Origin of the sequence: Mesorhizobium sp. ORS 3428 (genome assembly GCF_001854785.1) — a bacterium.
GTDB lineage: Bacteria > Pseudomonadota > Alphaproteobacteria > Rhizobiales > Rhizobiaceae > Mesorhizobium.
In genome coordinates this window covers 62,088-87,394 of the sequence record NZ_MDFL01000118.1, presented here as the reverse complement: position 1 = coordinate 87,394, position 25,307 = coordinate 62,088, and the positions used below count along the sequence as shown (strand labels likewise).

Here is a 25,307-nt window from a genome sequence, read left to right as displayed (position 1 = left end):
GTCTGAAGGTCTCGGCTTCGGCAGTATCATTCGCCGTTGCGCAGGGGGTGCGCCGCATCTTGTGCTGGCGCCTGTCGAACGGGATGCGCTTCACGCCACCGACCGACGCATTCATCGACGCTGAACATGCTACAGCGTGCCAAACCGGACGGCGGATACGGAACTTTCTGCTTTCGGGAGGCCCATTTCGGTCAGGTGGGTCGCGGCGTGCCGGCCTATGATGAAAGACATCCAACGCGGATGTGCTTCCACCGGAGATCGACGGACATGGCTTCTTTCAGGCCCAAATACATCACCTTCGACTGTTACGGCACGTTGRCCAATTTCCAGATGGCGGAAGCGGCGCGCGACCTCTACGGCAGCCGGCTCGACGAGCCGCGCATGCAGGAATTCATCAAGAACTACGCGGCGTACCGGCTCGACGAGATATTGGGCGACTGGAAGCCTTATGCCGACGTCATCCACAACGCGCTCGAGCGCGCCTGCAAGCGCAACGGCGTCACCTTCAGCCCGGACGACGCCAGGATGGTCTATGAGCGCGTTCCGACCTGGGGGCCTCACGCCGACGTTCCGGCGGGGCTTTCGAAGGTCGCCAGGGAAATTCCGCTGGTCATCCTCTCCAACGCCATGAACGCGCAGATCATGTCCAATGTCGAGAAGCTCGGCGCGCCGTTCCATGCCGTCTACACGGCCGAGCAGGCACAGGCCTACAAGCCCCGCTTCAAGGCTTTCGAATACATGCTCGACAGGCTGGGCTGCGGCCCTGAAGACATCCTTCACTGTTCGTCTTCGTTCCGCTACGACCTGATGTCGGCGCATGATCTCGGCATCAAGAACAAGATCTGGGTCAATCGCGGYCACGAACCGGCCAACCCGTACTACGGCTATGTCGAGATCGCTGACATTTCCGGTCTGCCGGGTGTGGTGGGGCTTTGAAACAGGCGGGTTGCCGATGAAATTCGTCTCCTACTGGCACGACACCGCCCCGGTCTTTGCCGGCGGGGTAAAAGGCCCGGTCGAAGGGCACTACGATGCCGCCATCATCGGCGGCGGCTTCACCGGTCTCGCCGCTGCGCGGCAGCTGGCGAAGGCCGGCGCCAAGGTGGCGGTGCTGGAGGCGGAGCGGGTGGGCTGGGGCGCATCCGGGCGCAATGGCGGGCACCTGAACAACGGCCTCGCTCACAGCTACCTTTCGGCCAAATCAGAGCTCGGCAAGGAACGCGCGATCGCGCTCTACCGGGCGCTGGACGACTCCGTCGACACCATCGAGGCGCTGGTCGCCGAGGAAGGCATCGACTGCAACTTCCGCCGCGCCGGCAAGCTGAAGCTCGCTTCCAAGCCGCAGCATTTCGAGGCGATCGCCCGCAACTTCGAAGCCGTCCATGCGGAGGTCGATCCGGATACGGCGCTGCTGTCGCCGGCCGATCTCAAGTCGGAGATCGGCGCTTCCTTCCACGGCGCGATGCTGTCGAAGAAAAGCGCCATGATGCATATGGGCCGCTATGTGGCCGGCCTTGCTTCGGCTGCCGCCCGCCACGGCGCCGTCATCCACGAGAACACCAGGGTGACGGACCGCAAGCAGACCGGCAAAAGGCATGAGCTGACCACCTCCCGTGGCCGGATCAGCGCCGACAACGTGCTTGTGGCGACCGGTGCCTACACGACGCCGAATTTCGGCTACTTCCGCCGCAGGATCATCTCCGTCGGCAGCTTCATCATCGCCACGCGGCCGCTGAGCGAGACGGAGATCGCCGCGACCATGCCGGGCAACCGGACATGCGTGACCTCGATGAACATCGGCAACTACTTCCGGCTTTCGCCGGACAACCGCCTGATCTTCGGCGGCCGCGCGCGCTTCTCGGCGACGTCGGACCAGCGCTCCGACGCCAAGAGCGGACAGATATTGCGGGCAAGCCTCGCCGCGATCTTCCCGCAGCTCGCCAAGGTCGAGATCGACTATTGCTGGGGCGGGCTGGTCGACATGACCAAGGACCGCTTTCCGCGCGCCGGCTATCATGACGGGATGTGGTACGCGATGGGCTATTCCGGGCACGGTGCGCAGCTTTCCACGCAGCTCGGCATGATCATGGCCGATGCCATGCTCGGCCGCGAGGACCGCAATCCGATAAAGGGGGTCGAGTGGCCAGCCATTCCCGGCTATTCCGGCAAGCCCTGGTTCCTGCCGATGGTCGGCCTCTACTACAAGGCGCYCGATCGGCTGAAGTAGGGGAGTAGGGGTCATTCCCTGCTGCCTTACTCCCCTATTCCCATGTGGAACGTTTTCATCTCGAGATATTCCTCGATGCCGGCCTGCGCGCCCTCCCGCCCGAGGCCGGACTGCTTGACGCCGCCGAAGGGGGCCACCTCCATCGACACCGATCCGGTGTTGAGCCCCACCATGCCGAACTCCAGCGCCTCGCCGACGCGCCATGCGCGTTTCAGGTTCTCGGTGTAGAAGTAGGAAGCAAGCCCATACGGCGTGCCGTTCGCCAGCGCGATCGCCTCCTCTTCCGTCTCGAAACGGAAGAGCGGCGCAACCGGGCCGAAGGTTTCCTCACCGGCGAGCTGCATCTCTTTTGTGGCGCCGGTCAGCACCAGCGGCGCGACATACTGAGGTCCTTCCGGCAGCACCGGCTTCTCCGTGACTATCGTGGCGCCTCTGGCGAGCGCGTCCTCGACATGACGATTGATCTTCTCGACCGCCGCCATGTTGATCATCGGTCCGATGGCGACGCCGGCTTGCGTGCCGGGTCCGACCGTCATGGCGTTGACGCGGGCGCTTAGCTTCGCGGCGAAGGCGTCATAGACTCCGGCCTGGACGAGGATGCGGTTGGCGCACACACAGGTCTGGCCGCCGTTGCGGAACTTCGAGGCGAGCGCGCCCTCGACGGCTAGGTCGAGATCGGCGTCATCGAAGACGATGAAGGGCGCGTTGCCGCCGAGCTCGAGGCTGAGCCGCTTTACGCTGTCGGCCGCCCCGCGCATCAGCAGCGAACCGACGCGCGTCGAGCCGGTGAAGGAGATCTTGCGCACGGTCTCGTTCGCCATGATCTCGTTGCCGATCTCGGCCGGCATTCCGGTGACGATGTTGATGACGCCGGCGGGAATGCCCGCGCGTTCGGCGAGCACGCCGAGCGCCAGCGCCGAATACGGCGTGAATTCGGATGGCTTGATGACCACCGTGCAGCCGGCGGCCAGCGCCGGTGCGACCTTGCGGGTGATCATCGCGTTGGGAAAGTTCCAGGGCGTGATGATGCCGCACACCCCGACGGGCTCCTTCAGCACGATGATGCGCCGGTCGGCCGTGGGCGAGGGGATGGTGTGGCCGTTGATGCGGCGCGCCTCCTCCGCGAACCATTTGACGAAGGAGGCGCCGTAGCGGATCTCGCCTCTGGCCTCGTCCAGCGGCTTGCCCTGTTCCGTCGTCAGAATCAGCGCGAGATCGTCCAGATGCGTGAGCATCAGGCCATGCCAAGCCTCCAGGAGGGCAGCACGTTCGGCATTGGTCTTCTTCCTCCAATCCCGATAGGCGGAAGCCGCAGCCTCTATGGCCGCACGGGTTTCCGGACCTGCCATGTCTGGCACTGTGCCGATCGATAGCTGTATCGCCGGATCGATGACATCGACCGTTTTGCCGGAACCGGCCTCGACCCATCTGCCGCCGATCAGTCCGGCTTCGCGGAAGAGAGTTTTGTCTTTCAAGCCTTTCATCGAAAACGACCTTGGATTCAGTTGAGCGCCGCGACGACCGCGGCTGTAATGGCGTCTGTGCTGTCCTTGCCGGCGGTGGTTCCAATGTCCCGCGCCGTTGTCGCTTCAATCGCGTTCATGACGCGGCCGGCCGCGTCTTTTTCGCCGAGATGATCGAGCATCATTGCGCCGGACCATATGGCAGCGATCGGATTGGCGATGCCGAGATGGGCGATGTCGGGGGCGGARCCGTGCACCGGCTCGAACATCGACGGCGCCGAGCGGTCCGGGTTGATGTTTGCGGAGGCGGCGTAGCCGAGACCTCCTTGGATCGCCGCGCCGATGTCCGTCAGTATGTCGCCGAACAGGTTGGAGGCGACGACCACGTCCAGGCTCTGCGGCTCCATGATCATGCGCGCGGCAAGCGCGTCGACATGATAGCTGGTCACTTGGACGTCCGGATAGTCTGCCGCCAGCTTGCGCGTGATCTCGTCCCAGAACACCATCGAGTATTTCTGCGCGTTGGATTTGGTGACGGAGGCAAGCCTGCCTCGTCGCGCACGCGCCTGCTCGAAGCCGAAGCGCAGGATGCGCTCGACGCCGGCGCGGGTGAAGATCGAGGTCTCCACCGCGACCTCGTCCAGAGTACCTTGGTGCACGCGCCCGCCGGCACCGGAATATTCGCCTTCGGTATTCTCGCGGATGCAAAGGATGTCGAAGCTCTCGGCCCGCAGCGGGCCTCTGACGCCCGGCAGCAAGCGGTGCGGCCGGATATTGGCGTATTGCACGAAGGCCTTGCGGATCGGCAGCAGCAGGCCGTGGAGCGAGACGGAATCCGGCACTTCGGCCGGCCAGCCGACGGCGCCGAGAAGGATGGCATCGAAGCCGCGCAAGGTCTTGATGCCGTCCTCGGGCATCATGTGGCCGGTCTCCTTGAAGAAGCGGCAGGACCAGGGGAACTCGGTTCCGGTCAGGGTAAAACCGGAGTGCTTGGCCGCTGTTTCCAGCACCGTCCAGGCGGCGGCGGTCACATCGCGGCCGATGCCGTCACCGGGGATCAGGGCGATCGAGTAGGTTTTCATCGGCGTCTCTTCACAGGCTGATCAGGACGCTCTTGGTCCTGCGGTTGGCGTGATAGGCCTCGCGGCCGAGGTCCTTGCCGATGCCGGAGCGCTTGTAGCCGCCGGTCGGCAGGATGTGGTCGCGCGAGCGGCTATAGCGGTTGACCCAGACCGTGCCCGCTTCGAGCTTACGCGCGAGACGGATCGTGCGCGACAGGTCGCAGGTGAACAGGCCGGAAGCCAAGCCATAGGTCGGATGGCCGGACAGCGCCAGCGCCTCTTCCTCGGTCTCGAAGGTCTGCACCGTCAGGACCGGGCCGAAGATCTCCTCGACGATCGCCGGGTTGTTCTGATCGACATTGGCGATCAGCGTCGGCTCGTAGAAATAGCCGGGAGCATCCATGGCGCCGCCGCCGGTCAGGCATTCGCCACCGGCCTCGACCGCGGCCTGCACGATGCCGTCGACACGCGCCCGCTGCCGTTCGGAAATGATCGGCGAATACTGCGTCGCCTCGTCCCAGGTTGGGCCGGGCCGCACCGCCTTCATCTTTTCCAGGATCGCAGCCGTCAGCCTGTCGGCCACGCTCTTCTCGACGATCAGACGTGTTCCGGCCACGCAGGCCTGGCCGGCGTTGAAGGTGACGCTGCCGGCGATTGCCGTCGCCGCCTTGTCGAGATCGGCATCGGCAAAGACGATCTGCGGGCTCTTGYCGCCGAGCTCCAGCGTCATCGGCTTGACGCCGGTGCGGGCGATGTTCTCCATGATGGCAGAGCCGGCGCGGGTCGAGCCGGTGAAGCTGACCTTGGCGATCTCCGGATGGCCGGTCAGCGCCGTGCCGGTGGTCGGACCGTCGCCGAGCACCACGTTGACAAGCCCTGCCGGCAGGCCAGCCTTAATGGCGAGCTGCGCCATATAAACGGTCGAGAAGGGTGTCATTTCCGAAGGTTTCAGCACGACCGCATTGCCCGCGGCAAGCGCCGGGCCGAGCTTCCAGCCGGCCATCGAGATCGGAAAATTCCAGGGCGCGATCGCGCCGACAACGCCATAGGGCTCGCTCATGATCATCCCGAGACTGGCGTCGTCGGTTGGCACGAGGTCGCTGCCTTCCTTGTCGGCGAATTCGGCGAAGAAGCGGATCTGCTCGGCGGTGACGGCGATGTCGCCGGAGATGAGCTGGCCCACGGGTCGCGTCGAGCACAGTGCCTCGATCCTGGCGAGCGTTGCGGCTTCTGCCTCGATGAGGTCGGCCCAGGCCTGGAGCGCCCTGGTGCGCTCGCGCGGCCGAACGCCGCCCCAGTTGCTGGCTTTCAACGCCGCCTTGGCGCTTTCCACCGCGCGGTCGACCATGTCCACGCCGGCCACGGGGCAGGCGATGTATGCCTTGCCGTCCGAAGGGCGGCGCATCTCGATCCCGCCCTCAGCCGGGATCAGTTCCCCGCCGACGAAATGGCCGACAGGCAGGCGGATCGTGTCCGGATCGAAGCTCAGGCTCATGGGCGGCCACTTTGAAGCATTGCCGGAGCCTAGCGCGTCCCGGCACGCAGCATGCGCTGTTCGGCGACCCRCTGCCGACGAATCTTGCGTGCCGGATGCGAGGGACGGCAAAATCTTCCGCGCGGCACCTCATCCGGATCCTGTTATCCGACCGTCACATAGATCTTGCGCACCGTCTCGATCGTCTTCCAAACCCCGGTGAAGCCGGGCTTCATCACGAAGCTGTCGCCGGCGCGGTAGGTTACCGTCTCGCCGCCGTCCGGCGTTATTTCAATCACGCCGGAGAGGATGTGGCAGAACTCGAAAGTTTCGCCCTTGATCGAACGCGTCTCGCCCGGCGTCGCCTCCCAGACGCCGGTGTGGACCAGGCCGTCCTTGGCGACATCCTGCGCCCAGGTCTTGAAGGCGGGGTTGCCGGAAATCAGCCGTTCGGGCAGCGCCGTGGACTCGCGCGGCGGGAAGGCGGGGTTGATATCGACGGTTTTGAGCAGAGACAAGGGATGGCCTTTCTGATTGAAGTTCAATAGCCGCGTGACCGATCGACGAGTCCGATCGGATCAAGACCTGCACGGTGGCGCTTGATGTTTTCGATGACGRCCTGCGCTGCGGTCGCGGGCTGGGTGACGCTGGCGACGTGCGGGGTCAGAATGATCTTCGGATGCGACCAGAACGGATGTCCCGCGGGCAGCGGTTCGGGATCGGTCACGTCGATCATTGCGGCCGCTAGGTGGCCGCAGTCGAGCGCGGCGACGAGCGCTTGGTGGTCCAGCTGGGGTCCCCGGCCCGTGTGGACCAGCGCCGCGCCCTTGGGCAGCTTTGCGAAGAGGTTGGTATCGAGGAACCCGCGCGTATCCTTGGTCAGCGGCAGCAAACAGATCAGTATGTCGCTGGCCGCCAGCATCTGCTCCAGCCCCACCTCGGCGTGATGGCAGGTCACGCCCTCGATCTGCCGCGGCGAGCGGCTCCAGCCGGCGAGGGGGAAGCCGAACGGTTTCAGCCGGTCGAGAACCGCTTGGCCGARCTCCCCGAGGCCGAGCACGCCGATCCGGCGCGACCCGGCCTGAAGCTGCGGGATGTCGCGCCATTCGCAGGCGCGCTGCTGCTCCAAATAAGCGGGCAGGTTGCGRTGCAGGCCAAGCACAGCGAGCGTCACGTATTCCTGCATCATCCGCACGATGCCTTCCTCGATCATGCGCACGATCTTCACCCTCGCGGGCACCGCATCGAGGCGGAACTGGTCGACGCCGGCGCCGATGGAGAACAAAATCTCCAGGTTCCTGTAGCGGGCAAGATTATCCGGCACGGTCCAGGTGATCAGATAGCGCACGGCATCGGGATCGACCGTCTCGGCATTCATCGCGAAGGGAAGGCCCGGCAGTTCTTTGGCAAAGGCCTCGGCAAAGACCGCGCCGCGCTGCGTGTCGGAGTTGAACAGGAAGGTCATTCCGGTTGCTCCTTCAAGCCGCGCAACGCGCGCCCAGCGCTTCGACCATCCGCTGGCAGGCAGTGAGTTCGCCGGCGAGGATATATTCGTCCGGCTTGTGGGCGCGGCCGATATCACCGGGGCCGCAGATGATCGCATCGAAGCCGGCAGCCTGGTAAAGTCCGGCCTCCGTGCCGTAGCTGACGGCGGCGAGCGGCGCTTCACCGGTCAGCTCGCGCAGCAATGCCGCCAGTGCCGCGTCTTGCGGCAGCGACAGCGCCGGATAGGCGCTGATCGTCGTCCACTCGACCTGAAAGCCGTTAGCCGCATTGTCCTCGGCCTTCGACTTGATGGGTGTGAGCAGRCTGGCGGGATCGATTCCGGGTATGGCGCGCGCCTCCAGCTCCAGCGTGCAGGTGTCGGGGACGATGTTGACCGACTGTCCRCCCGCGATCACGCCGGCCTGCAGCGAGGAGTAGGGCGGCTCGAAGCACGAGTCGAACGGACCGCGGGTCAGCCGTGCGGCTTCGCTCACGACCGCGCAGAGCGCATCGGCCATGGCATGGATGGCGTTGAGCCCGAGATCGGGCCGCGAGGAATGGCCGGAGCGCCCGTGTATAGTCATGCGGGCGGCCGCCTTGCCCTTGTGGGCGCGCACGGCGCGCATGCCGCTCGGCTCGCCGACGATGACGCCGAGCGGCTTCGCGCAGAGTTCCGGAAGGCGGGCGATCAGATGCGGCACGCCGCGACACCCCACCTCCTCGTCATAGGACAAGGCGAGGTGGATTGGTCTGGCGAGGTGCAGGCAAGCCAGGTGCGGCACGGCCGCGAGCGCGGCGGCGAGAAACCCCTTCATGTCGGTGGTGCCGCGTCCGTAGAGCCGCTCGCCCTCCCGACGCAGCGAAAAAGGGGCCGAACTCCACTGCGGCTCGCCGGCGGGAACGACGTCCATGTGGCCCGACAGGATGTAGCCCGGGACATCGGCGGGGCCGATGGTAGCGAAAAGATTGGAACGGTCGCCTTCCGGTCCTGGAAGCACGGTGACCTTCGCTCCTTGCTCCGCGAGATGGGCCGCGATCCAACCTGTGATGTCGCCGTTCGRCTTGCCGGCAACCGATGGAAAGGCGACGAGACGGTCGAGGATGTCGAAGACGTCCATTCCAGCCCTCAAGGCAWTTAAGGTTCGCCGGGATCGGTGCCGTCGACCGTATGCTGCAACAATTTCGGAGAGGGTGTACGCGTTCTCTCGCGATTGCGTGCCGAAAGCGGAAGTGTTTCAGTTGAATCTTGCGTTGGTGCTCGACTTTCGAGCAAATCGTATTGGTCTGGGTCGTTTAGCGTTGGCGGATAGGGGTGGCAGTTATGTGTCATCCCTCTGATACGGCAATCAGAGGCACGGAAATTGAAGCYGTCCGAGAGCTTGAAAATCGATGCCTTCTCGATGCGGATCGGCGACATCGAAGGCGTCGAACTGGACCGGTTGCACGCGCTCTCGCTGTCGGTGGGATGGCCGCATCGGGCCGAGGACTGGCAATTCCTGCGCGAAGCGGGACAAGGTTTCGTGGCGCTTGATGAGATCGGCCGGGTTCTCGGCTCGGCCATGTGGTTCCTGCATGGCTCCAGCTTCGCGACCATTGGGATGGTCATTACCTCGCCGCGGCTGCAGACCCTCGGTGCGGCGCAATGGCTGATGAAGCGTGTCTTCGATAAGGTTGGCGGACGCGACCTGCGCCTCAACGCAACCCGAGCGGCAAGGCGGCTCTACCTCTCGCTCGGCTTCCAGCCGGAGAAGACCGTCTATCAATGCCAAGGGGTTGCCCACGCAATCGGGTCAGCTGGCGTAGACGAGGCGCATGGCGAGGTCCGGCAATTGCGAGCCGAGCACGTGCCGGAGATCATCGCGCTCGATGCGGCTGGCTTCGGGGTGCGTAGGGCAGCGCTTGTCCGAAAGCTGTTCGGCCAGTCCGTTGCCTACGGGCTCTTCGAGGAAGGCGCAGTCAAGGCCTTCGCCTTGTGCCGGCCCTTCGGCCGAGGCTACGTCATCGGACCGGTTATAGCGAAGGGAGATACCGACGCCATCGCGGTGGTCCAGCCGCACGTGGCCGAGCATTCGGGCAGCTTCCTGCGGGTGGACACCCATATGGAAAGCGGCGAGTTCGCCGACTTTCTATCGCACAGCGGAATGCTTGTCTTCGACACCGTGCTGACCATGTCGCTGGGCAAACGTCTCGCTGACTTTTCAGGCGGGGCAACCATGCCAATGACTTATGCGCTCGCCAGTCAAACGCTCGGGTAGCTCCGTCCGGGACGCGCTCCGATAACTAGTCGGCCTACATTCAGTCGTGTACAGCTGATCCCTGTGCACGGCAGCGGTGGTGCGTATTCGTCCGACAATGATTGTCGTGTCAGCCTTCCTCTTCGCTTCGGTTTCGTAGGGCGTCGCCGGTAAGGGCGCAAGCGCGGCTATCTCAGGCTCGATGATCGATCGCCTTTCGAAGGCCTCAGCTGGATAAGTCCACATTTCCTTCGGACACGGAGCGCCTGCGGCTGCGCCGCACCCCGCGACGAAAGTGCCACGCCCCGCGTGGCGAAGAAGGCGCCCCTCTTGCTCCGTCTAGGCGAGCATGCGCCGCACGGCCGTCCGAGGGCAAACCGACTTCGACCGCGACATTGCGCTCAGGAGGCAGCCGGTCGCCTGGCTCAAAACAACCGTCATACAGCCACTTCCGCGGACGGAAGCAGATTTTTTCGCAACCAATTTGATCTGTATTGACACCGGTTGCGATACCAATTTCATATTGGTTTAGCAACCCGGGGATTGGTTGCACGTAGTTGCTTGAGGCAGCGAGCCGATGCGTATGACTGACAACAAAGGATATCGAACCGTTTCGAGCAGATGCGGTRCAGACGGCGGCGTCACCGACCGCAGCGGGAGCGATAGTCACAGTTGCCAAGCAGCAATTAACGAACTCGCTTCGGACAACTGGGCCCGGCCCGGAGTTGAGAAGGCGCAATCTGAATGGAACCGAAGGTACCATGACATGGCCCCGGTTCTCGAGGTCCATGAACTCAGCAAGGTTTTCGGCGCAGTCAGGATCCTCAACGACGTCAGTTTCCAGATGGCGGAGGGCGAGGTCGTTTCCCTTGTTGGCGCGTCCGGCTCGGGAAAGAGCACGCTGTTGCGCTGCATAAACTTTCTGGAGACGCCGACCTCAGGGAGGATCGTGGTGACGGGCGACGCTATCTCCATCAGCTCCAATGGACGGGGCAAGAGCGAAATCACCAACGGCGCGAAGATCCGACTCTTTCGCCAGCGGACCGGAATGGTGTTCCAGAGCTTCAATCTCTGGCCGCACCGCACTGTGATCGGCAATGTGACGGAGGCGCTCGTCTACGTGCTCGGGAAAGGAAGGCGGGAGGCCGAGGACATGGCGCTTTCGGCGCTTTCCAAGGTGGGGATGGCCGAGTTCCGCGATCGCTATCCCAGTCAGCTTTCGGGCGGTCAACAACAGCGCGTGGCGATCGCACGGGTGCTGGCGATGCGGCCAAAGATCATGCTTTTTGACGAGCCCACCTCCGCGCTCGATCCGGAACTCGTAGGCGAGGTGCTGAAGGTGATCCGCACGCTTGCAGAGGAGGGGGCGACCATCCTTCTCGYCACCCATGAAATGCGGTTTGCACGCGACGTGTCGACCCGAATGATATTCCTGCGCAAAGGTATCCTTGAGCAGGACGATGCGCCGGAAGAGCTGTTTCGCAACCCTGCCTCGGAGGCGGTGAAACGGTTTCTCTCCAGCGTCATGCCAGCCGCCGCGTGAACGCGGTTTTCTTCATTAGAACAAAGAAAAAAGGGTAACACTCATGCTTTCAGTTCAAACGTTTCGTTCGATTCTCCTATCGGGTTTCATGCTCGCTGCCGCAGCCGGTGCGGCGCGCGCCGAGGAGGGCGTCCTTCGCGTCGGCACGGAAGGGGATGCGCCATTGTTCAGCATGGCCGACGCCAACGGAAACGTCACCGGCTTCGACGCCGATGTCGCCAACGGCGTCTGCGCCGAACTCAAGATGAAGTGCAAATTCGTGGTGCAGGCCTTCAGCTCGCTGGTTCCCTCCATGGATAGCGACCGCTTCGACGTGATCATTTCCGGCCTAGGCATCACTGCCGAGCGCCAGAAGAAGATCGACTACTCCATCCCGTACGCCACCACGCCGCTCTATTTCGTGGTCCCCAAAGATTCCTCGCTTGCCGGGCTCAAGAGTCTCGAGGAGATCGAAAAAGCGCTCGCCGGAAAGAGTGTCGGCGTCGTGACGGGCACGACCTATGCCAAATTCATCGGCAAGCGGGCGACCAGCGCCGATCTCAAGACTTATGATGCCACCACTCAGCAGACCGCTGACCTTGCGGCTGGCCGCCTGGATGCTGCTTTCGGCGACTCGCCGACTTGGATGGATTTCCTTGCCACGCCGGACGGCGCCAACTTCACGAAGATCGATGTGAAGATTACGGCGATGAACGATCCTGAAACGCTCGGCCACGGCATGGGCATCGGCATGCGCAAGGGCAATGCCGAACTCAAGGCCAAGGTAGATGCCGCGCTCTGCAACATGATCAACGGAGGTAAGATCAAGGAAGCTTCCCTCAAGTGGTTCAAGGACGACTACACCATTCCCTGCAAGAAGTGATCCTCTCGCATCAACCGGCCGTCGCAGTCCGCGACGGCCCGACGGGTGTCGTCCATGTTTGAAACTTTCTGGTCGCTGATCGTGGAGCAGGGCTGGGGGCTCGCTTTGCTGCGCGGCGCCTTCGTCACGATCTGCATCGGTCTGGCCGGCATGGTGATCGGGCTGATCGCAGCCATCCCGTTTGCCATCGCGCGCTGGCAGCGGGTTCCGGTGCTGTCCCAGATGGTTGACGTCTACAGCATAGTCGTCCGCGGCGTGCCTGGCCTTCTTGTGATCTATCTCCTCTTCTTCGGCTCCGTCGACTGGGTGCAGAAGATAGCCGTCGTCTTCGGCTACCGAGACGTGGCTGAAAGTGCCTACCCTTACATCATCGGCGTCCTCGCCATCGCGACCATTTCCTGCGCCTATTCGATCGAGGTGATGCGCGGCGCTTTGGAAGCCGTTCCCAAAGGCCTCCTTGAAGCCGCGAAATCTCTGGCGCTACCTCCACGGGTCGCCTTTTTCAGAATCACGTTGCCGCTCGCGTTGAGATTTGCTCTCGGTGGGGTCAACAATGTCTGGCAGATGACGATCAAGGATACTTCGCTCGTTTCCATCGTCGGCATGCAGGAACTGATGCGCATGGCGGCCATCGCGGCCGGAATCACGCGCTCGCCACTTCTCTTCTACTGCATCGCGGCTTCTCTGTTCTTCGCCATGACGGCGGTCAGTCAGACCCTGTTCGGCCTGGCTGAGCGCCATATCAACCGCGGCTTCAGCGGAGGTTAGAATGGATTTCACCATTGTTGCCTATGCGGTTCCATTCCTTCTCACCGGCGCAAAGACCACRCTTCTGATCTCGGTGTTCGGCGTGGGTTTAGGACTGCCATTCGGCATCCTGCTGGCGCTTGCCCGCACTTCGCGCAATCGTTTGGTTTGCAAGGTGGCCGACACCTATTGCGCTGTCTTTCGCGGCACGCCCATGCTGGTGCAGATATTCGTGATCTACTACGGATTGGGACAGGTCGGGATCCTTCGCGCCAACCCAGTGATTTGGTGGCTTGTCGGCGACGGCTTGCACGCAGCCATTGTCGCCGTCTTGTTGAACACCGGCGCCTACACAGCCGAAATCTTTCGCACGGCCTTCCTGTCGCTGCCGCGTGGGTTGATCGAGGCGGCGGAAGCCAGCGGCATGTCGCCCTGGATAGTCTTGCGCCGGATCAAGTTCCCGTTGGCCTTGCGGCAAGCGCTGCCGTCCTACAGCAGTGAGGTTGCCATCATCGTCAAGGAATCCAGCCTCGCCTCAACCATCGCTGTGCTCGAAATCACGGGTTGGGCCAAACGCCTCATGAGCGAAACCTTCGCCATTATGGACATCTTCGTCATCACCTCCGTCTTCTACCTCACCCTCAATGTCGTCGGGCTGACCGCTTTGAAGCTTCTGGAACGGCAGCTTTGGTTCGAACGGCGTTTGACCCGCAGAAAGGCCACATCCCTATGTCCAAGTTGACCTTCATCGACCAGAATGTTCTTCCGCGCCCACGCGAAGGGCGGCCTCTGCCCGAGCGCCTTGTGGAGGGCGATCCTCGTTTTCTCAGCTGGGATATCGCCCAGACGGCTGACGGTGCCGTGAAGGCGGGGGTCTGGGAGGTCACGCCCGGCGCCTATCGTTCGATTAAGGGCGAGACTTTCGAGTTCTGCTACATCCTGTCAGGTGTCTCCGAACTCATTGAGGATGGCTGCGAGCCGCGCCGCATCGCGGCTGGCGATGCCTTCGTCATGCATCCGGGGTTTACCGGCGTATGGCGCGCGATCGAGACCACGCGCAAACTCTGGGTCTCACGTGATTGACCGGTTTTGCCTGCCCGAACTTGTCCGACCAAAGGCTGGTAGCTTTCCATGACCGCAGTTTCCGCTGGCCCCTTCAAGTCCACGCCCTATTGGTGGGACGATTGCACCTTCTCTCCCCTCCCGGTCAGCCGCGTCGGCTCCAAATGCGACGTGGCGATCGTTGGCGGAGGCTACGCAGGACTTTCGGCGGCCATCGAGCTTGCTCGTGCCGGACGCAGTGTCCAGCTTTTTGATCGCCAGGCGCTGGGGCAGGCGGCTTYCAGCCGTAACGGCGGCATGGCGAGCGGGAGCATTCGACTCGGGCGCAAGGAGTTGATCAGAAGATTCGGCGAGGCCTGCGCCACCGAGATCCTGATGGAGGGAAAGGCTGCGCGGGAAGACCTCTGGGCCTTTCTGAAGGAGGAGWAGGTGGACTGTGACTTCCATCTCTCCGGCCTCTTCGTCGGCGCGATCAACGCGGATGAATGCGACGAACTCAGCCGCTCCGCCGATCTACTGAGGCGCTTCCTGGGGATCGAGGCTTATCCCGTCGCCCGGTTGGACGTGCCGACCTACATCGGGACGGATTTCTACACGGGCGGATTCGTGCGGATGGATACCGGGGGCCTGCATCCGGCCAAGCTGCTTGCGGGTATTCTACGGGTGGCAATGGCAACCGGGGCGGTGATCCATGAGAACACAGCCGTTACGGGAACGAGCGCCGAGGCTGGCGGGGTCCGTGTGAGAACGTCCCGCGGCGACGTCTTCGCCAGGAAGGTGCTGATCTGCACGGACGCCTACACGGACGGCTTTGATCCTTGGCTGCGCCGCCGCATTGTGCCGGTGCGCAGCCGCATCATCGCTACCGAGCCATTGGCGGAAGGCGCGATGGACCGGTTGATGCCGAAGCGCATGATGTATGGCGACATGCGCCAGCTCAGCTACTACTATCGCCCTTCGCCAGACGGATCGCGCATCCTCTTCGGTGGCAGGGACGGCACCACGGCGGGTGACGCGCTGGCGCCGACCACCCATCTGCGCAGCCAACTCGGCCGGATTTTCCCCGAGCTGGAGGGCGTTGGCCTGACGCATAGTTGGTTTGGCCAGGTCGCCATGCATCGCGACATGGTGCCGCGTATTTTCACCTCGGGCGATACGGTCTACGCCACCGGGTTCTGCGGTTCCGGAGTGGTCTGGGCCCGCTGGCTTGGCAAGAAGGCCGCCTTCAAGATCCTCGGCGAAGCCGAAAAGGCGCAGTCCGCCTTCGATTTCGACCCCGCGCCGAAGGCCATACCATTCTACCGCGGCAAGCCGTGGTTCATCCCGCTTGTCTATTCCCTTTATGAATGGCGGGATAAGCGTGCCATGCGCCGCCGGCAGCCCGAACGAAGGCGGCCATGACCGGCTCTTTCTTGCGGGCAGGCCCGGATGCACATCCTTTCGCATTGCATCTGCCTGACACTCATTTCTCCCGGACTGACGGGCGGTCCATCCGCGCGCAGTGAGAACGTTAAAGCGTGTCAGGTGCCTCGCCTTGAATAGAGCGACAAGCGAGCAGAGTTCGAAGGCCGCCATCCCGCTCGGAAGTGTACGGCAGTCTGATAGTATTGTTGGCGATACCTTCTTAGGCCATTGTCTCTGACCCGAGAATGTTGGCTCTCGCGGTCAAGATATGGTTATGCATTCTTTGTTCGGCCTGCCCACCGTCCCGGTCAATGATCGCCTGCAAGATCGCGCGATGATGAGCCGTATACTCCTGCATACGCTCTTTCGTCAGAGACTGCTCTTTCATGCGTCCCCAAAGCCGCCCCGCCCGAAGCGCGTGAATACCTTCGTAGAGCGAGGCCAGCAATCCGTTGCGGGCCGCCGCCACTACTAATTGATGGAACGCGGCGTCCCAGCGCTCGAACTCCGCCAGCGTCGCGGCGGTACTGCCATGCTGGATGACCTTCTGCATCTCTTCGGTTTCGTAGGGCGTCGCTCGCAACGCCGCGAGCGCGGCCACCTTCGGCTCGATGATTAATCGTGCTTCGAAGACCTCAGCGGGATAAGTCCACAGTTCCTTCCGGGAGGCATTCTGTGCCCGGTACGGAGCGCTTGCAGTTGCGCCGCGCTCGGCGACGAAAGTGCCACGCCCCACATGACGAAGAAGGCGTCCCTCTTGCTCCATCTCGGCCAGCATGCGCCGCAGGGCCGTGCGCGGCAAACCGAGCTTGACCGCTAGATCGCGCTCAGGTGGCAGCCGGTCACCTGGCTGCAATCCTTCCGCCTCAATGAAATCCTTCAGAACGACCGTCATACGGCTCACTCCAGAACAAATCGGCAAATTTCTCCGCAACCAATTTGATCTATCTTGACACCGGTTTCAATACCAATGTCATATTGGTCCCAGCAATCCACAGATTGGTTGCACCGGGTTTCTAAAGCCGCGAGAGGATGAGTGTGACTCAGCCAGCAAGGGATATCGAACCTTTTCGCGCGGATGCTTCTGCTATCATTGCAGGCGCTCTTGTAGAGCTGCTGGTGGGCGGCAAATGGACAAGTGCAACCGGCGGCAATCGGTTTGATGTCGCCGATCCATCCAATGGGCGCACGATTGCATCTGTCGCAGACGGCGCAGTCACCGACGGAATCCGGGCGATCGACGCTGCGGAAGCCTCTGCGACGATGTGGAGGCAAACACCCCCACGCCGGCGATCGGACATCCTGATGCGCTGCCATCAGCTCATGCTCGATCGTGCCGAATGGCTAGCGCAACTGATATCTCTGGAGAACGGCAAGGCGCTCCCGGACGCTCGCGGCGAGGTAACCTATGCCGCAGAGTTTTTCCGTTGGTACGCTGAGGAAGGGGTGCGCAGTCTCGGCGACATAGGCTATGCGCCGGGCGGTGCAAATCGAATCCTAGTTCAATACCAGCCGATTGGCATTGCCGTTCTCGTCACGCCCTGGAATTTCCCTGCTGCCATGGCGACTCGCAAGATCGCCCCGGCGCTCGCGGCGGGTTGCACGTGCGTACTAAAGCCGGCGGCTGAGACCCCGCTGACCGCGTTGGCGATCGGCGCGATCCTCATGGAAGCTGGTCTGCCCGAAGGTGTCGTCAACATCGTGACGACCACGGCCGCAGGGCCTGTGGTGAGCGCGATGCTACAGGACAGCCGGGTGCRTAAACTGTCATTCACGGGTTCGACCGCCGTTGGTCGCATCCTGCTGCGCGAGGCCGCCAACCGGGTCATCAGTTGTTCGATGGAACTCGGTGGCAACGCTCCTTTCATCGTGTTCGATGATGCGGATCTGGAGGATGCCATAGCCGGCGCCATGGTCRCCAAGATGCGCAACGGCGGAGAAGCCTGCACTGCGGCAAACCGCTTCTATGTACAGCGCGRCATCTACGATGCTTTTGTCCGCCGRCTTACCGAGGAAATGTCGTCGCTTTCAGTGGGGCCGGGTCTTCAAGCGACGACCCAGCTCGGGCCGCTTATTACAGCGACTGCGGTGGAGAAGGTCGATCGCCTACTGAAGGATGCCGTTGCGCGTGGGGCCCGTATCGAAACGGGCGGTAAACCGGGGTCTGGCGAGGGCTTCTTCTATCCTCCTACGGTCCTTGCTGACGTATCTCACGATTMCGATATCGCGAAGGAGGAGATCTTTGGGCCGGTCGCAGCGGTYACGCCCTTCGATACGGAAGACGAGGCTGTACGGCTAGCGAACAACACCGAGTATGGCCTCGTATCCTACGTCTTCAGCGGTGATCTCAGGCGCGCCCTGAGCGTCGCCGAACGCATCGAAAGTGGGATGGTCGGCATCAATCGGGGCGTGGTCTCGGACCCGGCAGCGCCGTTTGGAGGGATGAAGCAGAGCGGGCTCGGCCGGGAAGGAGGGCATCACGGGCTGCTTGAATATCTCCAACCAAAATACATCGCGACCAACTGGTAACGATATGACTAGACTCGCCAACCGGGATCGAAAACGGCCAGCATCGCGCTCGCATATGGCAAAATTTGTGAGCAAAACGGCCCAAAAATTCCGCCGCGCCTGCAAGGAGGAGAAAATTGTCCAGGCGACGGCTCAGACATGGGAACTGCCAAGCCGGGAGCTATATATGGATTTGGCGAACCGGCGATCGAGGTAAGTCTTGCGCGATCGATCTGTCGGGCTGGAGCCCGTGTACGTCAAATCGATCTCGTGTGCATGAAGGGAGTCTGATTCAAGCTGCGCACGAGATTGGCCGGTGAGGAGAGTCGTGTTGATTTGAACCGGCTTCGACATTGAGCGAACGGGCGCTGCTCAAGACGAAGTAAAAGTGCCACCGGTTTTCCAATCGGACTTTCGGTGGGGAAGTAATCGGAAACGTCTTCACCGCCATGACAAGCAAGGGAGGATTTGCAAAATGGCTCCAATCGATCGTTTTTTCTCGCGCCGCAGGTTCCTTGGCGGCAGCGCCATGGCCCTCACGGCCGGTGCACTGGGCATGCCGTTCGTGCGAACGGCGCGCGCACAAGCCGCGACCTTCAAGGCGGGCGTGATCACTTCGCTCTCGGGCGAGAACATTCTTGGCGGCAACCTGACCAAACAGGGCTATGACCTTTGGGCGGATGCGATCAACGCCAAGGGCGGCGTGGAGGTAGCTGGTGATCGCTTCAAGGTCGAGATGTTCTACGGCGACGACCAGAGCAGCCCGGCGACCGGCGCAGACGCCGCTGAGCGGCTGATCGTGCAAAACGGGGTCGACGTGCTGTTCGGTCCCTATACGAGCGGCTCGACCATTGCCGTACAGCCGATCTGTCAGAAGTACCAGGTGCCGATGATCTCTGGTTCGGCGGAATCGCCCAACGTGTGGAAGGCGAAGCCTGAGTTCAATTTCGGCATTATCCCGGCGGTCGATACAACTTCGGGCCTGTCGCTCGGCGTGCTGGCGAAGCTTTCCAAACCGGCCGCGAAGACGGTGGCTGTGATCAGCGTCAACGAGCCGTTCTCGAAGGAGACGGGCGAAGGTTTTCGCGACGGTGCCAAGGCCGCCRGCCTCGAACTGRCCACCTACGAGCTGGTGCCGCCGGAAGGGGAYCTCACGCCGGTCATCTCCAAGATCGCCGCACTCAATCCCGACATCATCGCGGTCGGTGGCCATGAGGAGGTACTGATCAATGTGGTCAAGACTTCGAAATCGCTGAACTACCGGCCGAAGGCGCTGATCATGCACTACGGCATCACCAATCCCGCCTTCGCCCAGGCGCTCCGCGCGGACGCCGACGGCACGACGGGCGTGGTGGTATGGCTGCCTACCGTGTCCTACAAGGACGACGTATTCGGCACGGCCAAGGACTTCGCACAGATGGCGCAGAAGAAACTGGGAGGCGAGCCGGACTATACGGCCGCCGCCTGCGCGGCCAGCGGTCTGGTGCTGGGCGATGCGCTGAAGCGCCTCGGCAAGAAGCCGGCGCTGGCGCCGGAGGACCGCGTGGCGCTGAAGGATGCCATCGCCGAAACCGACATCCAGACCTTCTACGGGCCGATCAAGTTCGAGAAGGACGGCCCTCACTACCACGACAACATCCAGCCAGTGCCAGTCCTGGTCCAGATCCAGAGCGGCAAGACCGTCGCGGTCGGGCCAAAGGAGGCTGCGGCAGCCGACTACATCTACCCACTGCCGGCTTGGAAATAGGCCGGTTGGGCAGATGCGGACGATTTCGCCGCCCGCATCTGCCTAAGGGTGCGCCACCGATTGCGCATAGCTGTAAAAATGACGGGCCGTCCGCTTCGCCCATGCGGGCTTGCAGAATGTCCACCTTCCCGTTTCCCTGCGAAAAACGGATGCTGCCTTGGATCTTTTTCTCCAGACCTTGCTGAATGGCCTTCTAATCGGAGGTGTCATCGCCACCTTTACCGTCGCCTTTCAGCTCGCCTTCGGCGTGTTGCACGTCATCGACTTCGCGGTCGGCGGCTGGGTCGTGCTGGGCGGCTACCTCGGCTACTATATCACCGCCTGGCTCGGGCTCGACGGCTTCCTCGCGATCCCACTGGCTTTCGTCCTTTTCGGCGCCCTCGGCTATCTGATCGGCCCGGTGATTTATAATGTTCGTAACAGCCGCACGGCGCGCCCGGAGCTGATGGCTCTGGCGCTCAGCTTCGGCTTATTCACGCTACTGCGCGGCGGCATGCTGACAGCGTGGGGCTTCAACACCCGGAACGTCACAACCATGGTGGGCGGCGAAAGCCTGGCAATCGGCCCGGTCACGGTTCCGTTGATCCGGGTTGTGGCGGCAGTGTTCGCCGCTGCGATCGCCGGCGGGCTCTTCCTGTTTCTCTATCGCACCCGCTACGGACTAGCGATCCGCGCGACTGCCGAGAACCGGCACAATGCCGCACTGATGGGTGTCAACATCGGACGGCTGAGCGCCAATGTCTATGGCCTCTATGCCRGCATCACCGCCATGGCCGGTGTCCTGATGGGGGCGATCTACTCGGTCAATCCGGAGGTCGGCTTGCGCTACACGCTGTTTGCCTTCTTCGTAGCCGTGCTTGCCGGTCTGGGTTCTGTCGAGGGCGCGCTGGTGGCGGCGCTCTTGCTAGGCGTCATCGAAGCTTTCGTCTCGACGTATGTCGGTGCCAGCTATTCGCTGCTGGCGATCTTCACGACGCTGTTCTTAGTTCTCTTGATATCCCCGCGTGGGATCCTGCGGCGGGGGCTCTGACATGGCGCTACTGCCGACAAACCCGCAATGGCGCGGCCTCGTTCTTCTCGCCATCATCATCGTCGTGCTAGGCGTCCTGCCATGGACAGTGAATAATTATTGGCTGCGCATTGCCACCGGCGCACTGATGTGGGCGGGGCTCGCTTGCTCATGGAATATGYTGGGCGGATATGCCGGCTACATCAATTTCGGCCAGTCGGCTTTTTTCGGCCTCGGCGCCTATATGACCGCGTTCCTGATGAGCGATCCATTCGGCTTGCCGTTCCCGGCCACGATTCCCGCAGGTATGGTGGTGACCGCATTGTGCGCGCTCATCATCGGCGCACCGACACTGAGGTTGCGCGGCGCCTACTTCGCCATCGCCACCTGGGCCTTTGCCGAGGTGCTGATCCAGGTCGCTTCGGCCATGGACTTCACCGGCGGTATCGGTGGTATCGGACTGCCGCCGTATCTCAACGAACGCTTCTTCTATTTTGCCATGCTCGGTACAGCCGCGCTGACGTACTTCCTCACCTGGGCGCTCTTCGAGCGTTCCGGCTTCGGGCTGAAGGTGAAGGCGCTACGCGACCACGAGCCAGCGGCAGAGGCGATGGGCATCAACACAGCCCTGGTGAAGCTGCAGACTTTCGTGCTCAGCGCTGTCACTGCGTCCGTCTTCGGCGCCATCTTCGCCTACTGGGTCACCTTCATCAATCYGAAGTCCGTTTTCGGCGGCGACATCACCGACCAGATGGTGGTGATGGTGCTGCTGGGCGGTCTGGGCACACTGTGGGGACCGGCCATCGGCGGCGTCGCGTTGTTCGTCGTGAACCGGCTGATTTGGATGTATTGGGGCGACACCGCCTTCTACATCGCCATCCTCGGCACCGCTATCGTCTTGGTGGTGCTGTTCCTGCCCAACGGCATCGCCGGGCTGTTCGCAAAGCGTAAGAACGACGCGCTGGACAAGGTCCTGGACAAGCTGGTCGACAGCGGTGAGGGAGGGCACCCATGAGCGGCGGGACGCAGTCGGCAGCCGATCCGATCCTGAGCGTGCGCGGGCTCTTTAAGCATTTCGGCGGCATCAAGGCCGCCAACGGCGTCGAGCTGGCGGTCGGGCGGCACGAGATCGCCGGACTCATCGGCCCCAATGGCTGCGGAAAATCGACGCTGTTCAGCCTCGTCTCCGGCACGGTGATGCCGGACAAGGGCGATATCCGCTTCGACGGCCGTGCCGTCGCCGGAATGAGCGCGCACAGGATCGCCCGGCTCGGTCTCGCCCGTACCTTCCAGATCCCGGCCCTGTTCGACAATATGACGGTGACCGAGAACCTTCTTGCGGCGGCGGCGGAAGGTCACTGGCAGGGCGCACACGAGCGCGCGGCCGAGACACTTTCCCTCCTCAAGCTCGAGCATGTCGCCGACAACCGCGCCTCGGACCTGTCCGGCGGTCAGCAGAAGCTGCTGGAATTTGGCCGCGCCGTCATGCGGCAGGCAACCCTTATCCTGCTCGACGAGGTAACGGCAGGAGTCCACCCCAATATCCGCAAGATCATCCTGGAGGCGATTGCCCGGCTCCGCGAAGAAGGCGTGTCCTTCCTCGTCATCGAACATGACATGGAGATGGTTCGCAACGTCTGCGACCGAATCATCGTCATGGATTCGGGACGGGTGGTAACCAGCGGCGCCTTCGAGGACATCGTGCGCAATTCTGAAGTCATGCAGACCTACCTGGGGCGCCCGCAATGAGCACGCTGGCCTCCGAGAACATCGTCACGGGCTACGGCAAGCAGGAGATCGTTCATGGAATCTCGCTGACCGCCGAACTCGGGAAAATCACTTGCATCTTCGGGCCGAACGGCTGCGGCAAATCCACCTTGCTAAAGGCGATCGCCGGGGCGCTGCCGGTTTGGAGCGGCRCCGCCCGCCTTGGTGAGACCGTGCTGTCCAATCTGCCCGTGCACGAGGTGGTACGGGAGGGGCTGGTGCTGATGCCGCAGGGCGGCGGCGTGTTCCCGCGCCTGACGGTGATGGAGAACCTGCGCATGGGTGGTTACGCTATCGCCGACAAGCGGCTGGTGGAAAGGCGCATTGAGACGTTAATCGACCAGTATCCGTCACTGGCCAGGCGGCGCAAAACGGCGGCCGGCGCGTTGTCGGGTGGCGAGCAGGCGATGYTGTCACTGGCCCGCGCGCTGGTCTCGGAGCCGCGCTTTATCCTGCTCGACGAGCCTTCCGCCGGCCTGTCRCCAGCCATGGTGATCGAGACGCTGGAGCRCATCACGACGCTGACGAAGCAAGGCATCGGCATATTGATGGTCGAGCAGAACATCCGCGAAGCCATGCCGATCGCAGACAAACTCTACATCTTGGCCGCCGGCTCGAAACGCTTCGAGGGCAGCCCGCAAGATGTGCGCGACGACCGTCAGATCATGGACATCTACATGGGCGGAGCCTGAAGTCTGGAAGCCAGCGTCTTCTCCGCAGTCGTCTACGAACGACGCTTCGGACCATTAACGCAGCACCTATCAGGCCAAAGGGCGAGGTGTGGTCGCGAGACGGGGTAATCGAAGGCGTCGTGATGCCGAACGGTGAGAAGTCTGCCCGGGATCTTTCTCCTCAGTTCAGGCTCGAAGTCATGGCCTGATATTGCTCCTTGGGGATCGGAAGGAATGACGGCCCATATCTTCGCCCCTTTGATCAACACGCCCCGGAATGCGCACCAGGATACGCATTGGAGTCGACGAACCGACGCCTTTGTCGAAGCAAGATTGTTCCGTCCGCATGTCGTTGACGCGACGGGACGGGATGTCGCCTTGCTGATCAAGGGTCATACGGGCAAGGAAGTCGCCCTTACGCTCGACATCAGTCCACGCACCTGGCCCCGCAAAATGCGACGTCACGAGCGCGGCGGATTTGATCCGACGCCGTCTCGCTAACTGAGGTTTGACGGCACTGGTGAAGCCGTCGCCGATAACCGCAATTCGTCGAACGCGGCAAGTGTCCTGCGCCACAACTCCTCATAGGCGTCGTCGGTCATGTAGGCCGCGTGCGCTGTGAGCGTCACGTTGTCCAGTTTGCGGTAGGCGTTTTCTCGAGGAAGCGGCTCTTGCGGGAACACGTCCAAGCCTGCATGCCCGATGAAGCCTTCTCCGAGAAAAGCCAGCATCGCGTCCTGGTCGACGATCTCGGCCCTGGCGGTGTTGACCAGTATGTAGCCCGGAGCGGGGAGCTTAAGCCGGCGGCGGTCGATTAGACCCGCTGTTTCCGCATTGAGCGCCAAGTGGACGGACACAACGTCCGCGTTCGCAAGGGCTTCGTCGATATCTTCGACGAAGCCGTCTATCGCGCGGGGAGTTCGGTTCCACGCGCATACGTTCATTCCGATCGATCGAGCCAGGTGAGCGAACGCCGTCCCGATCCCGCCAAGCCCGATCACGGCGACCTTGCGTCCACCCAGTTGCAGGCCGCCTCTTGGCAACCAGGCACCAGTACGGATTTCGCGGTCCATCCTGGCAATGGACCGCGCGGCTGCGAACATCAGCGCGAACGCATGCTCGGCAACCGCCCGGTCGCCGTAGCCAGGGGCGGTCGCAACGCGAATACCGCGGCGTCTGGCATCCGTCATATCGATGTAGGTACCGGCGCCTGTTCCCATAAACACCACGGCGCGGACAGAGGGGCAGGCGTCGAATACCACGGGTGGAATGACGGTATGCTCTACGAAGATGGCATCCGCGTTCGCGCACAGCTCGACCAGTTCCTGAGCTGTTGGCGAACCGAGCTTGACATCCACATTGTCTGGAATGACTAACCGCCGCCGCTCAATGACGGCTTGCAGTTCGCGTGTGCAGTCGACGAAGACGGCTCGCATGGYGGTTCAGGGTCGCGTCGGGCGTTTCATGCCCGCCTGGAGGTGGAAGCGATTCCAAACGGTTCGATCGTGCCGACAACGGGTTTGTCGCGGGCGAGCCAAAGACTGGCCGGCAATGCCGGCCCAGATCACGATGAAGTCCGCATTTTCCGTCATATGAGACCGGCTCCGGCAAATCATTCGCAAATCATTCTAAGTGTAGACTACCATAGGGACGGTCCTCGAAATGGGATTGTAAAGCCTTATGGAGAGGTGGTGATGGCTGCTGGGCCAGTCGTCCTAAAYGGCACATTATGCCACCTGCGCCTATGTTGGCGGCGCAGTTGGGAGACGCGGGTAGGACATCCTGGCCGAAGTTCCTGGCTGCTCGGAAGCGTCTGCCACATATACAAGCCGATGAACGCCGGATCGGTTCGAGGCCTCCCTGGTTCTTGCCCATGAACGCGGACGGCTATGAAAACGCGCGGGCCAGGAGGAATCCTGCTCGCGGACTACCAGCTATCGCCAGGTCCAAAACTGAAACCTGTCCGACCGCTTATGGCCCCAAACCAGTCGGGTTCATATCCTTGGCCAACATGCGTTCATCGACCTCTTTTGGTGGGTAGGC

The 25,307-nt window shown here is 62.5% G+C and carries 24 protein-coding genes; 16 read left to right on the top strand and 8 right to left on the bottom strand.

Translation table 11 applies throughout. The features are described 5' to 3' along the window. Nucleotides 1-267: 267 nt before the first annotated feature. Both ORS3428_RS17095 and ORS3428_RS17090 read left to right on the top strand, forming a co-directional pair. Nucleotides 268-936, top strand: coding sequence for a haloacid dehalogenase type II (locus tag ORS3428_RS17095; RefSeq protein WP_071099473.1), 669 nt, complete (start codon nucleotides 268-270; stop codon nucleotides 934-936). 16 nt (nucleotides 937-952) lie between these two features. Further along, nucleotides 953-2,227 (top strand): NAD(P)/FAD-dependent oxidoreductase, encoded by a 1,275-nt coding sequence (locus tag ORS3428_RS17090; protein ID WP_071099472.1) that lies wholly within the window; start codon nucleotides 953-955, stop codon nucleotides 2,225-2,227. 26 nt (nucleotides 2,228-2,253) lie between these two features. Here ORS3428_RS17090 and ORS3428_RS17085 read toward each other — a convergent pair whose 3' ends face one another. The 6 genes from ORS3428_RS17085 to argE all read right to left on the bottom strand — a co-directional run bounded on the left by ORS3428_RS17085 (nucleotide 2,254) and on the right by argE (nucleotide 8,828). Beyond that, nucleotides 2,254-3,711, bottom strand: coding sequence for an NAD-dependent succinate-semialdehyde dehydrogenase (locus ORS3428_RS17085; protein WP_071099471.1), 1,458 nt, complete (start codon nucleotides 3,709-3,711; stop codon nucleotides 2,254-2,256). A gap of 17 nt (nucleotides 3,712-3,728) precedes the next feature. Beyond that, nucleotides 3,729-4,772, bottom strand: coding sequence for a tartrate dehydrogenase (locus ORS3428_RS17080; RefSeq protein WP_071099470.1), 1,044 nt, complete (start codon nucleotides 4,770-4,772; stop codon nucleotides 3,729-3,731). 10 nt (nucleotides 4,773-4,782) lie between these two features. Continuing rightward, the gene (locus ORS3428_RS17075) at nucleotides 4,783-6,246 is read right to left on the bottom strand and encodes an aldehyde dehydrogenase family protein (RefSeq protein WP_071099469.1); all 1,464 of its coding nucleotides are present in this window, start codon (nucleotides 6,244-6,246) and stop codon (nucleotides 4,783-4,785) included. 143 nt (nucleotides 6,247-6,389) lie between these two features. Continuing rightward, nucleotides 6,390-6,743: a cupin domain-containing protein gene (locus ORS3428_RS17070; protein ID WP_071099498.1), complete on the bottom strand. Its 354-nt coding sequence runs from the start codon at nucleotides 6,741-6,743 to the stop codon at nucleotides 6,390-6,392. Between the two features lie 23 nt (nucleotides 6,744-6,766). After that, the gene (locus tag ORS3428_RS17065; RefSeq protein WP_071099468.1) at nucleotides 6,767-7,690 is read right to left on the bottom strand and encodes a 2-hydroxyacid dehydrogenase; all 924 of its coding nucleotides are present in this window, start codon (nucleotides 7,688-7,690) and stop codon (nucleotides 6,767-6,769) included. A 13-nt stretch (nucleotides 7,691-7,703) separates the two neighbouring features. Next, nucleotides 7,704-8,828: an acetylornithine deacetylase gene (gene argE, locus ORS3428_RS17060; protein WP_071099467.1), complete on the bottom strand. Its 1,125-nt coding sequence runs from the start codon at nucleotides 8,826-8,828 to the stop codon at nucleotides 7,704-7,706. Between the two features lie 282 nt (nucleotides 8,829-9,110). On the opposite strand from argE, the gene ORS3428_RS17055 reads away from it, so the two are divergent. From ORS3428_RS17055 to ORS3428_RS17020, 7 genes are all read left to right on the top strand, one after another. Further along, a complete protein-coding gene (locus tag ORS3428_RS17055) occupies nucleotides 9,111-9,965 on the top strand; it encodes a GNAT family N-acetyltransferase (RefSeq protein WP_071099497.1) in 855 nt (284 codons plus the stop codon). 745 nt (nucleotides 9,966-10,710) lie between these two features. Then, nucleotides 10,711-11,487: an amino acid ABC transporter ATP-binding protein gene (locus ORS3428_RS17045; RefSeq protein ID WP_071099465.1), complete on the top strand. Its 777-nt coding sequence runs from the start codon at nucleotides 10,711-10,713 to the stop codon at nucleotides 11,485-11,487. A gap of 88 nt (nucleotides 11,488-11,575) precedes the next feature. Then, complete coding sequence (locus ORS3428_RS17040) at nucleotides 11,576-12,349, top strand: transporter substrate-binding domain-containing protein (RefSeq protein ID WP_244507992.1); 774 nt, start codon at nucleotides 11,576-11,578, stop codon at nucleotides 12,347-12,349. Nucleotides 12,350-12,403: 54 nt separating this feature from the next. After that, nucleotides 12,404-13,117, top strand: a complete 714-nt coding sequence (locus tag ORS3428_RS17035) for an ABC transporter permease (protein WP_071099463.1) — start codon at nucleotides 12,404-12,406, stop codon at nucleotides 13,115-13,117. Nucleotide 13,118: 1 nt separating this feature from the next. After that, entirely contained in the window at nucleotides 13,119-13,838 is a 720-nt protein-coding gene (locus ORS3428_RS17030; protein ID WP_071099462.1) for an ABC transporter permease, read from the top strand. After that, entirely contained in the window at nucleotides 13,826-14,179 is a 354-nt protein-coding gene (locus ORS3428_RS17025) for a cupin domain-containing protein (protein ID WP_071099461.1), read from the top strand. Before ORS3428_RS17030 ends, ORS3428_RS17025 begins: the two co-directional genes overlap by 13 nt. A gap of 48 nt (nucleotides 14,180-14,227) precedes the next feature. Continuing rightward, a complete protein-coding gene (locus tag ORS3428_RS17020) occupies nucleotides 14,228-15,559 on the top strand; it encodes an NAD(P)/FAD-dependent oxidoreductase (protein WP_071099460.1) in 1,332 nt (443 codons plus the stop codon). A gap of 223 nt (nucleotides 15,560-15,782) precedes the next feature. Here ORS3428_RS17020 and ORS3428_RS17015 read toward each other — a convergent pair whose 3' ends face one another. Further along, entirely contained in the window at nucleotides 15,783-16,457 is a 675-nt protein-coding gene (locus ORS3428_RS17015; RefSeq protein ID WP_071099459.1) for a FadR/GntR family transcriptional regulator, read from the bottom strand. A gap of 137 nt (nucleotides 16,458-16,594) precedes the next feature. Between ORS3428_RS17015 and ORS3428_RS17010 the strand changes: the two genes are divergently transcribed. From ORS3428_RS17010 to ORS3428_RS33060, 7 genes are all read left to right on the top strand, one after another. After that, nucleotides 16,595-18,091 carry an NAD-dependent succinate-semialdehyde dehydrogenase gene (locus tag ORS3428_RS17010; protein ID WP_071099458.1) on the top strand — a complete coding sequence of 499 codons (1,497 nt, stop codon included), beginning with the start codon at nucleotides 16,595-16,597 and terminating at the stop codon, nucleotides 18,089-18,091. Nucleotides 18,092-18,545: 454 nt separating this feature from the next. After that, nucleotides 18,546-19,817 carry an ABC transporter substrate-binding protein gene (locus ORS3428_RS17005; RefSeq protein ID WP_071099457.1) on the top strand — a complete coding sequence of 424 codons (1,272 nt, stop codon included), beginning with the start codon at nucleotides 18,546-18,548 and terminating at the stop codon, nucleotides 19,815-19,817. A 109-nt stretch (nucleotides 19,818-19,926) separates the two neighbouring features. Beyond that, complete coding sequence (locus tag ORS3428_RS17000; protein ID WP_201788324.1) at nucleotides 19,927-20,847, top strand: branched-chain amino acid ABC transporter permease; 921 nt, start codon at nucleotides 19,927-19,929, stop codon at nucleotides 20,845-20,847. Nucleotide 20,848: 1 nt separating this feature from the next. Next, nucleotides 20,849-21,841, top strand: a complete 993-nt coding sequence (locus ORS3428_RS16995; protein ID WP_083355167.1) for a branched-chain amino acid ABC transporter permease — start codon at nucleotides 20,849-20,851, stop codon at nucleotides 21,839-21,841. Beyond that, the gene (locus ORS3428_RS16990) at nucleotides 21,838-22,575 is read left to right on the top strand and encodes an ABC transporter ATP-binding protein (protein WP_071099455.1); all 738 of its coding nucleotides are present in this window, start codon (nucleotides 21,838-21,840) and stop codon (nucleotides 22,573-22,575) included. The genes ORS3428_RS16995 and ORS3428_RS16990 overlap by 4 nt, the downstream gene beginning before the upstream one ends. Beyond that, entirely contained in the window at nucleotides 22,572-23,285 is a 714-nt protein-coding gene (locus tag ORS3428_RS16985; RefSeq protein WP_071099454.1) for an ABC transporter ATP-binding protein, read from the top strand. Before ORS3428_RS16990 ends, ORS3428_RS16985 begins: the two co-directional genes overlap by 4 nt. Before the next feature lie 213 nt (nucleotides 23,286-23,498). Beyond that, nucleotides 23,499-23,765, top strand: coding sequence for a hypothetical protein (locus ORS3428_RS33060; protein ID WP_131802908.1), 267 nt, complete (start codon nucleotides 23,499-23,501; stop codon nucleotides 23,763-23,765). On the opposite strand, the gene ORS3428_RS16980 is transcribed toward ORS3428_RS33060, so the two are convergent. Further along, nucleotides 23,762-24,700 carry an NAD(P)-dependent oxidoreductase gene (locus tag ORS3428_RS16980; RefSeq protein ID WP_071099453.1) on the bottom strand — a complete coding sequence of 313 codons (939 nt, stop codon included), beginning with the start codon at nucleotides 24,698-24,700 and terminating at the stop codon, nucleotides 23,762-23,764. The genes ORS3428_RS33060 and ORS3428_RS16980 overlap by 4 nt on opposite strands. Nucleotides 24,701-25,307: the final 607 nt, after the last annotated feature.